Raw genomic sequence first — 12,429 nt, 5'->3', positions numbered from 1 at the left:
CGTCCGCCGTTCGGGCTCAGGCTTCGGTCGAGCCGGCCACCGGGTCGGGCGCAGCGGGCGTGGAGAACTTCAGGCCGATCACGCAGCCGATGATCCCGGCCAGCAGCAGCACCTTGACCGGCGACAGCGGCTCGGCCCCGGTCGCGGCGGCCCAGGCGACGGTGAGCACGGCGCCGATACCGGTCCAGACGGCGTAGGCCGTCCCGGTCGGGATCGACTTCATCGCACAGCCCAGCCCGACGACCGAGAGCACGGTCGCCACGAAGAACACCACGGTCGGCCCCAGCAGGGTCAACCCGGCCGACTGCGCGAGGGCGGTCGCCCAGACGGCCTCGAGCACGGCCGACACGACCAACACGATCCACGGCACGTCAACCCACCACCTTCAGGCCGACGACGCAGGCGACGATGCCCATCAGCAGCAGCACGCGGCGCAGCGTGGCGGGCTCGACGCCGCGCACCATCGCCCACACCACGGTCAGGGTCGCGCCGGTGGCGGTCCAGACGGCGTAGGCGGTCCCGACCGGGATCGTGACCATCGCCACCCCCAGCCCGTACAGACTCAGCACGGACGCGACCACGAACACCAGGGTCGGCTTCCACTTCCTCAGGCCGCCCGACGCGCCCAGCGCCGTCGCCCACACCGCCTCGAGCACGCCCGAGGCCAGCAGGATCACCCAGTCCACGAAGACTCCTCCACAAGACATCGGACGCCGTGGGCGTCCGTGAAGCGAACACACCGTTGGCCAGTCTTGTCGTCACCGGGTACTGAACCGTCGTCCGGGGCTGGGAGCCGCCACCAGCCTAGCAACGCGCGCGACGGGCAGCGATTCGGGCACAATGGACCCCGGCCCACCCGGGCCATGCCTCCGTAGCTCAGTTGGTAGAGCGCCCGCCTTGTAAGCGGATGGTCGCGGGTTCGAATCCTGTCGGAGGCTCGTGGACCCCAGCAAGCTCGCCCCGACCAACCTCACCGCCGCCATGCTGCGCGCGGCGCGGCGCAGCAAGTGGGCCGACGCCGTGGCCAACAACCCCAACCACTCGGCCTGGTACGTGCAGCGGTTCCGCGACATGGCCGCAGGCGGCACCGACCTGGTCGGCGAGGCGCGCCTGATCGACGCGATGGCCCCGCGCGGCGCCACGATCCTCGACGCCGGCTGCGGTCCCGGCCGCCACGCCGGCTACCTGCACGCGGCGGGCCACACCGTCGTCGGCGTCGACCTCGACCCGGTCCTCATCCAGGCCGCCGAGGAGGACTTCCCCGGCCCGCGCTACGTGGTCGGCGACCTCACCGACGTGGTGCTGCCGGCCGACGCACCTCAGGCCTACGACCTGGTGTTCTCGGCGGGCAACGTGATGGGCTTCCTGCACCCCGGGACGCGCCGCGACGTGCTGGCGAACATCGCCTCCTGGCTCAAGCCCGAGGGCCGCGCGGTGATCGGCTACGGCGCCGGCCGCGGCTACGACTTCGACGACTTCGTGACGGACGCCGCGAGCTCCGGCCTGCTGCTCAAGCAGGCGTTCTCGACGTGGGACCTGCAGCTGTTCACCGAGGAGTCGCAGTTCCTGGTGGCGGTGCTGCACCGGGCGTGAGCCCGGCCCCGCCACCCCTGCGGGCTACACCAGCCCCGCGTCGTGGACCCGCATCGCGACCTGGACGCGGTTGTCGACGCCCAGCTTGTAGAAGATGCGCGTGACGTAGGCCTTCACGGTCGCGATCGACATGTACAGCTCGCCCGCGATCTCGGCGTTCGACTTGCCCTGCCCGATGGCGACGGCGACCTCGCGCTCGCGCTCGGTGAGGGCGTCCAGCTGCTTCAGCGCGGCCTCGCCGCGGCCGTCGTCGGCCGACTTCGTCGCCAGCCCGATGACCTGCGAGATGACCGACGGCGACAGGGTGGTCTCGCCGGCATCCACGGCGCGGATCGCCTCGACCATCTTCGGCGGCGGGGTGTCCTTGAGCAGGAAGCCCGACGCGCCCGCCTGCAGCGCCTTCAGCACCATGTCGTCGGAGTCGAACGTCGTCAGCACGACCACCCGGGGGGCATCCGGCCGGGCGAGGATCTCGGCGGTGGCGGCGATGCCGTCGCGCCGCGGCATCCGGATGTCCATGAGCACGATGTCGGGCTTGTGCTCGGCCACGACCTGCACGGCCTCGACACCGTCGGCGGCCTCGGCGACCACCTCGAGGTCGGGCGAGCCGCCGAGGATCAGCCCCAGCCCGGCTCGGACCAGCGGGTCGTCGTCGACCAGCACGATGCGGATGGTGTTCTCGGTCACGGGGTCCTCCTGAAGTCCGTCTCCCACGGTAGCCATGCCTCGACCTCGAACCGGCCGCCTCTCACGCCGGCGTCGAGGCGCCCGCCCAGCATGTGGGCGCGTTCGGTGATGCCGACCAGCCCGAGCTTCGAGCCAGGGATCGCCGCGGTCAGGTCGGTCAGGTCGTTGCCGCACCGCAGGGTGATGCCCTCGCGGCGGTTGCCCGACAGCTCCAGCCGCACGAGCGCACGCGGCGCGTGCTTGCGGGCGTTGGTCAGGCACTCCTGCACGATCCGGTAGAGGTGGCGCTGCTGCACCAGGGGCACGGACGCCGCGTCCAGCGTGTCGACCACCTCGAGCCGCTGCCCCGAGGCGTGCACCTCCTCGATCAGGGCGGGCAGGTCGGCGAGCGTCGGCTGCGGCGCGGCGACCGGCCCGGACGCCGTGGCCCCGGCCCCGACCACCGCGCCCGCGGCGTCCACGGTCGGCATCTCGCGGAGGGTGGACAGCACCGACCGCAGCTCGGTCAGGGACGCGTGCGCGTTCTCCTGGATGATCGAGGCGATCTCCTGGGTCTTCTCGGGCGGCAGGTCGCTGCGGTAGGCGAGCACGCCGGCGTGCATCGAGACCAGCGAGATGCGGTGGGCGAGCACGTCGTGCATCTCGCGGGCGATCCGGTTGCGCTCGGCGAGGACGGCGAACTGGCGGTCGGCCTCGGCCTGCTCGACCCGGCGCAGGAAGCCGGCCGCCCGGTCGCGCCGGACGCCGAGGTACATCCCCAGCAGCGCCATCGCGGTGCTGAGCAGCGCGACCCCGATCAGGTTGCCCCAGGTGAAGGGGACCGACCACGGCAGCAGGAAGCCGGCCAGCCCCGTCGCCAGCGTGGCCGCCCAGGCGATGAGGGTGTTGCGCAGGTTGCGCCGTGACGCGTTGGAGATGAACGCCCAGACCGCGACCGCGGCGATGGAGGCGGACGCGAACGACAAGACCGCGGTGCCCACGGCGAGCACCAGCGGGAACCGGCGACGCAGGTGGATCGTGGCCAGCCCGATGGCGCCCAGGACCGGGTCCAGCACCGCCCACCAGACCGGGGGCAGGCTGCCGATCTCCTCGGGGGTGATCGGGATGTCGAGGAGGACACCGGTCGAGCGGGCCTGGAAGGCCAGCACCCAGACGGCGGCCATGGCGAAGAAGGACCCGATGGCGACCGCGTAGCGCCACGCGAAGCCGAAGCCGGTCAGCGGCGGGGGCGGGTACAGCTCGGGCTCGAACATCGCGGCCCAGGTGGGGCGGAAGGGCATGGGGTGAGCCTAAGAGGCCGGGCGACCGGTCGGGACCGACCTTCGGCCAGCGATCACCGGTCCTCGGTCGACGCCTGCTGCTGGGCCCCGCGCTGGCGGTACCAGAACACGGCGAACATGCCGACGAGGATCGCGATCGAGAGGTACCACAGGTAGCGGCCGTAGGTGTCGACGACCTGCACGGCCGGCTCGCCGATCCAGTAGCCCACCGCCATGTAGCCGGCAGTGGTGAGCAGGGCGCTGCCGAAGCAGACGGCCAGGAACTTCCACAGCTTGGTGCCGGCCGCGCCCAGGGCGGCGTACACCACGCCGGCCGGGATCGGGATGGGCAGGAAGGTCACGAAGATGGCCAAGGTCTCGAACCGGCGGGCGCCGTTCCAGATCTTCTCCCAGCGGCGCTGGGTGCGCTCCGACTTGTTGGCCGACCACACGTCCATGATGTTCCGGCCCCAGAGCTTGCCGGCCCACCAGTAGACCCAGTCGAACTTCATCGCCATCAGCGACCCCACGACCAGGACCAGCGGCCACCAGCGGTCCCCCACGGCGGCCAGCGCGCCGACCAGCACCAGGCCGGTGCGGTAACCGAGCGAGCCGAGCAGGTGCGGCGCCAGGCCCAGGATGATCGGGCGCAGCGGCAGCATCACCAGCGCGTAGATGGCCACGACCGACAGCGCGGACATGCAGATCAGGTCGGCGCGGCCCGGCTTGTGCTTCCACGGCAGGGCGGGGTCGTCCCACCACTCGGGCTCGGACGCCGCGGCTGCGGCGTCCGGGGTCTCGGGGGCGGGCTGCGAGGTCACCCCGCGAGGATACCCAAGCGGACACCGCACTCGTTCAGCGGCTCAACGTTGCGACTAGGTCACGAAGGCGGGGCCCCAACTTGCAGGTCGGGCGGGGCGAGGGTTGAATGGGAGTCGGACCGCGAACGCGGTCCGCGTTTCCACTACGGATCGTCGGGCACGTACCTGCCCGTGGAAAGGATGTTGTGGCATGGCCACTGTCTCGTTCAAGGACGCCACGCGCGTCTACCCCGGTGCCGACCACCCGGCCGTCGACAAGCTGAACCTCGAGATCGGCGACGGCGAGTTCATGGTCCTCGTCGGCCCCTCCGGTTGCGGCAAGTCGACCTCGCTGCGCATGCTCGCCGGCCTGGAGGAGGTGAACGCGGGCGCCATCCACATCGGCGACCGCAACGTCACCGACCTGCCTCCCAAGGACCGCGACATCGCGATGGTCTTCCAGAACTACGCCCTGTACCCCCACATGACGGTGGCGGACAACATGGGCTTCGCCCTCAAGATGCAGAACGTGCCGAAGGCCGACCGCGAGAAGCGCGTCCTCGAGGCCGCCAAGCTGCTGGGCCTGGAGTCCTTCCTGTCCCGCAAGCCGAAGGCCCTCTCCGGTGGTCAGCGCCAGCGCGTCGCCATGGGCCGCGCGATCGTCCGCCAGCCGCAGGTCTTCCTCATGGACGAGCCGCTGTCGAACCTCGACGCGAAGCTCCGTGTGTCGACCCGTACGCAGATCGCCGCCCTCCAGCAGCGCCTCGGCGTCACGACCGTCTACGTCACCCACGACCAGGTCGAGGCCATGACGATGGGTGACCGCGTCGCGGTCATGAAGGACGGCCTGCTGCAGCAGGTGGCGTCCCCGCTCGAGCTGTACGACGCCCCGAAGAACCTCTTCGTCGCGGGCTTCATCGGCTCCCCGGCCATGAACCTGATCGCCGGCAGGGTCGTCGACGGCGGTGTCCAGGTGGGCGACCACGTCGTGCCCGTCGCGCGCGAGATCCTGGCCAAGGCCCAGGGCGAGGCCGACCTGACGCTGGGCATCCGTCCCGAGCACTTCCACACCACCCAGGACGGCAACGGCATCGCCATCGACGTCGCCGTGGTCGAGGAGCTGGGTGCGGACTCGTACCTGTACGGCACCCTCGCCGGCCTCTCGGCCGACGAGAAGCTCAACGCGAACCAGATCGTGGCTCGCCTCCAGTCCCGCCACCCGCTCACCAAGCGCGACGTGGTCCGCCTGGAGCCCGACCACGGCCGCATGCACGTGTTCAGCAACAAGACCGGCGACCGCATCAGCTGACGCCAGCCCCCGTCGCACAGGCCCCTGGCACCCGCCGGGGGCCTGTGCCGTTGTGAGAGGATCACCCCGTGCCTCGATTTCTGGCGGCCCAGCCGGACGCCCGCCTCCTCCCGCTCCCTTGGCACATCCCGCTGGCCGAGTGGCCGCACGAGCACCTGGTCGCGCTCCCCCGGGGCATCTCCCGGCACGTGGTGCGGTTCATCCAGGTCGGCGACGAGGTGTACGCGGCCAAGGAGGTCATCGAGGCCGCGGCCGTCCACGAGTACCGAATGCTCACCGACCTCAGCCGCCTCGACACCCCCGCCGTCGAGCCGATGGGCGTGGTCACCAACCGCCTGGACGCCGACGGCGACCCCTTGGACTCGATCCTGCTCACCCGGCACCTGCAGTTCTCGTTGCCCTACCGCTCGCTGTTCTCCACCGGCGTGCGCCGCGACACCGTCTCCCGCCTCCTGGACGCGATGGTGGTGCTGCTGGCCCGCCTGCACCTGATCGGGTTCCTGTGGGGGGACGTGTCCCTGTCGAACATCCTCTTCCGGCGCGACGCGGGTGAGTTCGCCGCCTACCTGGTCGACGCCGAGACCGCCGAGCTGCACGAGCAGCTGTCCGACGGCCAGCGGCTGCACGACCTCGAGATCGCGATGGTGAACCTGTTCGGCGAGTTCTCCGACCTCGAGGCCGGCCGGATGCTCGACGAGGCCCTCGACCCGCTGCAGCTGGTGCAGCAGATCGAGTCCCGCTACCGCGACCTGTGGCGCGAGCTCACCGGGCTGGAGAAGTTCGCCGGCTCCGAGCTCGCGCGCATCGAGTCGCGCGTGCGCCGGCTCAACCAGCTGGGCTTCGACGTCGCCGAGCTCGACATCAGCACCTCCCCCACCGGCGACTCGATCACCATCCAGCCGAAGGTCGTGGACGCCGGGCACCACTCCCGGCGCCTGCTGCGGTTGACCGGCCTCGACACTGAGGAGAACCAGGCCCGCCGCCTGCTCAATGACCTCGACACCTACCGCGCCCGCACCAACCAGGGCCACGTCGAGGAGTCCGTCGTCGCCCACCAGTGGCTGACCCACGCGTTCGAGCCGGTGATCACGGCGATCCCCGGGCACCTGGCCGGCAAGCGCGAGCCCGCGCAGATCTTCCACGAGGTGCTGGACTACCGCTGGTACCAGAGCCAGCGCGAGCACCGCGACGTGCCGCTGACCGAGGCGGTGCAGGGCTACATCCACGACGTGCTCAGCGCACTGCCCGACGAGGTGATCTCCCACGAGGCCTTCTCGCCGCTGGGCGAGCAGCGCCAGCTGGCCAACCCCCTCGACCCCTCGCAGGGGTTCGTCGAGGAGGAGGAGATGCCCGAGGACCCGTGGGAGGCCGAGGCGTTCGCCCCCGGCACCGAGGTGCTGCCGGACTTCCTCGACATCGAGGCCCTGCGGCGGCGCTCGCAGGGGTGAACGGACCCGAGGTCGCCTTCGGTACGCTTGCCCGGTGAGCCTGCACCTGTACGACACCGCGACACGCACCAAGACCGAGTTCAAGCCCCTCGTCGAGGGCAAGGTCTCGATCTACGCGTGCGGTCCTACCGTGCAGAAGCCCCCGCACCTGGGCCACGTCCGCAAGGAGGTCAACTTCGACGTCCTGCGCCGCTGGCTGGAGCACGCGGGCCACGAGGTCACCCTCGTGGCGAACATCACCGACATCGACGACAAGATCCTCGCGCTCTCGGCCGAGACCGGCGAGCCCTGGTGGGCGCTGGGCTACCGGGTCGAGGGGCAGTTCCACGAGGCGATCCGCGCCCTGGGCGTCCGCCCGCCGACATACGAGCCGAAGGCGACCGGCCACATCCCCGAGATGGTCGAGCTGATCGCCGAGCTCATCGATGCCGGGCACGCCTACGCGGCCGACGACGGCTCGGGCGACGTCTACTTCGACGTGGCCAGCTGGCCCGCCTACGGGTCGCTGTCGGGCATGCGCGCCGACGAGATGGCGTCCGACGAGGAGGCCGACCTACGCGGCAAGCGAGACCCCCGCGACTTCGCGCTGTGGAAGGGCACCAAGCCCGGCGAGCCTGCGACCGCGTCGTGGCCGGCCCCGTGGGGCCGCGGCCGACCCGGTTGGCACATCGAGTGCTCCGCGATGGCGGGCAAGTACCTCGGCCCCGAGTTCGACATCCACGGCGGCGGCCTCGACCTGCGCTTCCCGCACCACGAGAACGAGATGGCCCAGAGCCAGGCGGCGGGGCGTCCGTTCGCGCGGGTGTGGATGCACAACGCGTGGGTCACCATGGCCGGCGAGAAGATGAGCAAGAGCCTCGGCAACACCGCCGACGTGGGGGACGCCGTCGCGCAGTACGGCGGCCGCGCGGTCCGGCTGTACCTGGCCGGCCCCCACTACCGCTCGGCGATCGAGCTCTCGGACGCCTCGCTGGCCGAGTCCGCCGCCCAGCTGGAGCGCATCGACTCCTTCCTCGCCCGGGCGGGCGAGGTGCTCGGCGAGGTCGCGTTCGAGGGCACGACGGGCGACCGGCGGGACGCCCGCGCGGCGTTCACCGCCGCCATGGACGACGACCTCGGGACGCCGGCCGCCCTGGCCGCGCTGTTCGGCCGGGTCAAGGACGGCAACCAGGCGATCGCCTCGGGCGACCGGGACGCCGTCGGTTGGGCCGCCGTCGACGTGACGTGGATGCTCGGCATCCTCGGCCTCGACCCGGCCGCGCCCGAGTGGGCGCACACTCAGGGTGCGGCGTCCGACGACCTCACGGGCGTGGTCGACGCGCTCGTGGGCACGATGCTGGAGCAGCGTGCGGCCGCGCGCGCGAACAAGGACTGGGCCGCCGCCGACGCGATCCGCGACTCGCTGGCGGCCGCCGGCCTGACGATCACCGACACCAAGGACGGGGCCCGCTGGTCCCGCGAGAGGGGATGACATGGCCGGCAATTCGCAGCGCAAGGGAGCCGTGCGCAAGCGCGGCAAGGGCATCGGCCCGACGGGCCGCACCGCAGGCTCGGGCGGGCGCGTCAAGCGCGGGCTCGAGGGCAAGGGCCCCACGCCCAAGGCCGAGGACCGCCCGTACCACAAGGCGTACCGCAAGCGTCGCCCGGAGGAGTCGCCGATCTCGGGGAACAAGCCGCGCGGCCGCCGCACGCCCCCCGGCGAGCAGCGTGTCCGCCAGGGCGCCGCGAAGGCTCCCGGGGCGGACTGGGTGATCGGCCGCAACCCCGTGCTCGAGGCCCTGCAGGCAGACCTGCCGGTGCGCCGCGCCTACCTGATGGAGGGCGCCGACCGCGACACCCGGATCGCCGACATCCTGAAGATCGCCGCCGAGAAGGGCATCACGCTGCTGCAGGCGTCCCGCTCCGAGCTCGACCGGCTGACCGCCGGTGCCGTGCACCAGGGCGTCGCGATCCAGCTTCCCGAGTACGAGTACGCGCACCCCGGCGACCTGCTCGAGGACGCCCTCGCCGATGACGACGCCCCCATCGTGGTGGCCTGCGACCAGGTCACCGACCCCCGCAACCTGGGCGCGATCATCCGCTCGGCGGCCGCCTTCGGCGCCGTGGGCGTGATCGTGCCGGAGCGCCGCTCGGCCCACATGACGGCCGCGGCCTGGAAGACCTCGGCCGGCGCCGCCGTGCGCGTCCCGGTCGCACTGGCCACCAACCTCAACCGCGTGCTGCGCGACTACGCCGAGGCCGGCTTCGTCGTGGTCGGCCTGGCCGGCGAGGGTGAGGTCGACATCGCCGAGATCCCCGGCGTCGACGGCCCGGTGCTGCTCGTCGTCGGCTCCGAGGGCGAGGGGCTGAGCCAGCTCGTGCGCAAGAACTGCGACGTGCTGGCGTCCATCCCGATCGCCTCCGAGGTCGAGTCGCTGAACGCGTCCGTGGCGGCGTCCATCGCCCTCTACGAGGTGGCGCGCAGCCGCTGAGCGGCGCGGATCAGCCGCAGACCCCCACCGTCGGGCCGTGCCAGGCCAGCGGGGTGGTGGGGTCGGTGCACATCTGCGCCGTGGCGCGGGCCGGCTGGCCACCGACCGGCTGGGCCGCAGGGGCGACGCCCCACGGGCGGGCCTCGACGCCGAACAGGCTCGCCCACAGGCCGGGGGCCGTCGCCTGCACCAGCTTGGTGTCGGCCGGGTCGAGCCCGGCGGCGGTCGCGAAGTGGCGCAGCGCCTCGTCGCGGCCCATGACCTCGTCGATGTAGCCGACGTCCTTGGCCTTCTGGCCGGTGAACATGCCCGCGCCGAGCTGCTCGACGATCACGGCGCGGTCGATGCCGCGCTTGGTCGAGACGTGGGTCACGAAGTCGTCGTACATCTCGTTGGCGATGTCGACCAGGTTCGCGCGCTCCTCGGCGGTCAGGTCGCGGAACGGCTGCCCGGCGTCCTTGCCCTTTCCGGCGGTGATGTACTCCTGGGTGATCTCGCCCGCCTCGACGGCGCCCATGATGCTGCCCATGCCGGTCACGTCGCGGTAGCGCTCGATCGGGCCCATGATGACGCCCACGCTGCCGACGGTGGTGCCGTGGTCGGCGACGATCTCGTCGGCGCCCGCCATCGCGTACATGCCGCCCGAGGCCGACATCCCCTGGACGAAGGCGAATACCTTCTTGCCCGTGCGCTCGCGGTAACGGTCGACCGCGTCGGCGATCGCCTTCGAGCCGGTGACCGTGCCGCCGGGGGTGTCGAGCATCAGCACGATGCCGTCGGCGTCCTCGGCGGTGAGCCCGTCGAGCACGTCGGCGACCTCGTAGCCGTAGGTGCCCTCGGCGAGGGCGAAGCCGTCGGCGCCGCGGGTCTGGATGGCACCCGCGACGGGGATCGCGCGGAGCTTCTTGGTGGCGGTGTCGGGGCCCCACACGGTGGCCAGCGGCTCGACCGCGGTCTGCCCGCTGCCGGCCAGCGTGGACGCCGCACCGGCGAAGCCCATCAGCACCAGGCCGGTCAGCAGGCTGGCCACGAGGGAGAAGACCAACATCGCCCCACCGAAGCCGAGGCCGGCGCCGGCGCCGAGCCCGAAGCCGCGCTTGAACGACGCCGGCCGCGCGGCGGGCGCGGGAGCCGGGGCGTACGGCAGCGGTGCGGGCTGCCGGTAGGGCTGGGTCGGGGGGACGCCGAACGTCGCGTCCGGCGGGGTGCCCGGGGCGGTCGTCGGGTCGGGGCGGGTGTTCTCGTCCATGGTGGCCTTCCTCGCGTCTGGGGTGCCCCCCACGCTAGCCGGGCCCGCGGCGTCCGCCATCGACACTTGGTCGATGCCCCACCGTCCCGGGGCCAGACCAAGGTCGGTGCCCACCCGACCCGACGCGCTATCTTGAGGCGTACGCCGAACCCTCGAGGAGCCCTGTCGTGTCCGACCTCACCGCCACCGTGTCCAGCGCCTACCAGCAGGCCTTGTCCGTCATCGAGTCGGTGGAGCCGCGGATCAGCGGCGCGATCCGCTCCGAGCTCGACGACCAGCGCGCCTCGCTGAAGCTGATCGCGTCGGAGAACTACGCCTCGCTCGCCACCCTGCTGACGATGGGCAACTGGCTGAGCGACAAGTACGCCGAGGGCACGGTTGGGCACCGCTTCTACGCCGGCTGCCAGAACGTCGACACCGTCGAGGCCGTCGCGGCCGAGCACGCGCGTGAGCTGTTCGGCGCCGAGTACGCCTACGTGCAGCCCCACTCCGGCATCGACGCCAACCTCGTCGCCTACTGGGCGATCCTGAACACCCGCATCGAGTCTCCGACGCTGGCCCGCCTCGGCGCGAAGAACGTCAACGACCTCTCGCATGAGGACTGGGAGGCGCTGCGCCGCGAGTTCAACTCGCAGCGCGTCATGGGCATGAGCCTGGACGCCGGCGGCCACCTCACCCACGGCTTCCGCCACAACATCTCCGGCAAGATGTTCGAGCAGCACAGCTACGGCACCGACCCCGAGACCGGGCTGATCGACTACGACCAGCTGCTGGCCGACGCGAAGGAGTTCAAGCCGCTCGTCATCGTGGCCGGCTACTCCGCCTACCCGCGCCGGGTGAACTTCGCGAAGATGCGCGAGATCGCGGACGCCGTGGGCGCGACCCTGTTCGTCGACATGGCCCACTTCGCCGGCCTCGTGGCGGGCAAGGTGTTCACCGGCGAGGAGAACCCGGTCCCCTACGCCGACATCGTCGCCTCCACCACCCACAAGTCGCTCCGCGGCCCGCGCGGTGGCTTCGTGCTCGCCACCAAGGAGTACTCCGACGCGGTCGACAAGGGCTGCCCGATGGTGCTCGGCGGCCCGCTGTCGCACGTGATGGCCGCCAAGGCGGTGGCCTTCGCCGAGGCGCGCACCGAGTCCTTCCAGACCTATGCGCAGGACGTGGCCGACAACGCCAAGGCGCTGGCCGAGGGCCTGATGAAGCGCGGCGTGAAGCTCGTCACCGACGGCACCGACAACCACCTCGTGCTGCTCGACGTCACGACCTCGTTCGGCCTCACCGGCCGCCAGGCCGAGTCGGCCCTGCTCGACTCGGGCGTGGTCACCAACCGCAACTCGATCCCGCGCGACCCGAACGGCGCCTGGTACACCTCCGGCGTCCGCATCGGGACGCCCGCGCTCACCTCGCGCGGCTTCGGCGCCGACGAGTTCGACCGCGTGGCGGAGCTGATGGTGGACGTGCTCAAGCAGACGACGCCGGTCACGGCGTCCAACGGCCAGCCCGGCAAGGCGAAGTACACCCTCGCCGACGGCGTGGCCGACCGCACCAAGGCCGCCGCGGCCGAGCTGCTGGACGCCAACCCGCTGTACCCCGGCCTGGAGCTCTGAGGC

The 12,429-nt window shown here is 71.8% G+C and carries 12 protein-coding genes, 1 tRNA gene and 1 riboswitch; of the genes, 7 read left to right on the top strand and 6 right to left on the bottom strand.

What is annotated here, in order from left to right; translation table 11 throughout:
• Positions 1–16: 16 nt before the first annotated feature.
• Both H5397_RS08075 and H5397_RS08070 read right to left on the bottom strand, forming a co-directional pair.
• Positions 17–370, bottom strand: a complete 354-nt coding sequence (locus H5397_RS08075) for a multidrug efflux SMR transporter (protein WP_182816386.1) — start codon at positions 368–370, stop codon at positions 17–19.
• Position 371: 1 nt separating this feature from the next.
• Complete coding sequence (locus H5397_RS08070) at positions 372–686, bottom strand: SMR family transporter (protein WP_309224319.1); 315 nt, start codon at positions 684–686, stop codon at positions 372–374.
• Between the two features lie 55 nt (positions 687–741).
• A riboswitch (guanidine-III (ykkC-III) riboswitch) is annotated at positions 742–809 on the bottom strand.
• Between the two features lie 56 nt (positions 810–865).
• Here H5397_RS08070 and H5397_RS08065 point away from each other — a divergent pair.
• Together H5397_RS08065 and H5397_RS08060 are read left to right on the top strand one after the other, a co-directional pair.
• A tRNA-Thr gene (locus H5397_RS08065) sits at positions 866–938 on the top strand.
• Position 939: 1 nt separating this feature from the next.
• Entirely contained in the window at positions 940–1,593 is a 654-nt protein-coding gene (locus tag H5397_RS08060) for a class I SAM-dependent methyltransferase (RefSeq protein ID WP_309224318.1), read from the top strand.
• A 24-nt stretch (positions 1,594–1,617) separates the two neighbouring features.
• On the opposite strand, the gene H5397_RS08055 is transcribed toward H5397_RS08060, so the two are convergent.
• The 3 genes from H5397_RS08055 to H5397_RS08045 are packed head-to-tail and all read right to left on the bottom strand — an operon-like array spanning position 1,618 to position 4,360.
• Positions 1,618–2,316, bottom strand: coding sequence for a response regulator transcription factor (locus H5397_RS08055; RefSeq protein WP_182816382.1), 699 nt, complete (start codon positions 2,314–2,316; stop codon positions 1,618–1,620).
• Entirely contained in the window at positions 2,277–3,560 is a 1,284-nt protein-coding gene (locus tag H5397_RS08050) for a sensor histidine kinase (protein WP_182816380.1), read from the bottom strand. Before H5397_RS08050 ends, H5397_RS08055 begins: the two co-directional genes overlap by 40 nt.
• Before the next feature lie 53 nt (positions 3,561–3,613).
• Positions 3,614–4,360 (bottom strand): DedA family protein, encoded by a 747-nt coding sequence (locus H5397_RS08045; protein WP_182816379.1) that lies wholly within the window; start codon positions 4,358–4,360, stop codon positions 3,614–3,616.
• Between the two features lie 190 nt (positions 4,361–4,550).
• On the opposite strand from H5397_RS08045, the gene H5397_RS08040 reads away from it, so the two are divergent.
• The 4 genes from H5397_RS08040 (at position 4,551) to rlmB (ending at position 9,567) form a co-directional block, all read left to right on the top strand.
• The gene (locus H5397_RS08040; RefSeq protein ID WP_182816377.1) at positions 4,551–5,648 is read left to right on the top strand and encodes an ABC transporter ATP-binding protein; all 1,098 of its coding nucleotides are present in this window, start codon (positions 4,551–4,553) and stop codon (positions 5,646–5,648) included.
• Positions 5,649–5,716: 68 nt separating this feature from the next.
• Complete coding sequence (locus H5397_RS08035; protein ID WP_182816375.1) at positions 5,717–7,096, top strand: DUF4032 domain-containing protein; 1,380 nt, start codon at positions 5,717–5,719, stop codon at positions 7,094–7,096.
• 34 nt (positions 7,097–7,130) lie between these two features.
• A complete protein-coding gene (gene cysS, locus H5397_RS08030; protein ID WP_182816373.1) occupies positions 7,131–8,567 on the top strand; it encodes a cysteine--tRNA ligase in 1,437 nt (478 codons plus the stop codon).
• 1 nt (position 8,568) lies between these two features.
• The gene (gene rlmB / locus H5397_RS08025) at positions 8,569–9,567 is read left to right on the top strand and encodes a 23S rRNA (guanosine(2251)-2'-O)-methyltransferase RlmB (protein WP_182816371.1); all 999 of its coding nucleotides are present in this window, start codon (positions 8,569–8,571) and stop codon (positions 9,565–9,567) included.
• Positions 9,568–9,577: 10 nt separating this feature from the next.
• On the opposite strand, the gene H5397_RS08020 is transcribed toward rlmB, so the two are convergent.
• Positions 9,578–10,816: a S49 family peptidase gene (locus H5397_RS08020; RefSeq protein ID WP_182816369.1), complete on the bottom strand. Its 1,239-nt coding sequence runs from the start codon at positions 10,814–10,816 to the stop codon at positions 9,578–9,580.
• A gap of 167 nt (positions 10,817–10,983) precedes the next feature.
• Here H5397_RS08020 and H5397_RS08015 point away from each other — a divergent pair, with 167 nt between their 5' ends.
• Complete coding sequence (locus H5397_RS08015) at positions 10,984–12,426, top strand: glycine hydroxymethyltransferase (protein ID WP_182816367.1); 1,443 nt, start codon at positions 10,984–10,986, stop codon at positions 12,424–12,426.
• Positions 12,427–12,429: the final 3 nt, after the last annotated feature.

Source organism: Propioniciclava sp. MC1683, from assembly GCF_014164675.1.
GTDB lineage: Bacteria > Actinomycetota > Actinomycetes > Propionibacteriales > Propionibacteriaceae > Propioniciclava.
This window is presented reverse-complemented; position numbering and strand designations above follow the sequence as displayed.

Coding starts and splice junctions, on each gene's coding strand:
- H5397_RS08040 (WP_182816377.1), top strand. CDS start 4,551: ATGGCCACTGTCTCGTTCAAGGACGCCACGCGCGTCTACCCCGGTGCC.
- rlmB (WP_182816371.1), top strand. CDS start 8,569: ATGGCCGGCAATTCGCAGCGCAAGGGAGCCGTGCGCAAGCGCGGCAAG.
- H5397_RS08020 (WP_182816369.1), bottom strand. CDS start 10,816: ATGGACGAGAACACCCGCCCCGACCCGACGACCGCCCCGGGCACCCCG.
- H5397_RS08055 (WP_182816382.1), bottom strand. CDS start 2,316: ATGGCTACCGTGGGAGACGGACTTCAGGAGGACCCCGTGACCGAGAAC.
- H5397_RS08050 (WP_182816380.1), bottom strand. CDS start 3,560: ATGCCCTTCCGCCCCACCTGGGCCGCGATGTTCGAGCCCGAGCTGTAC.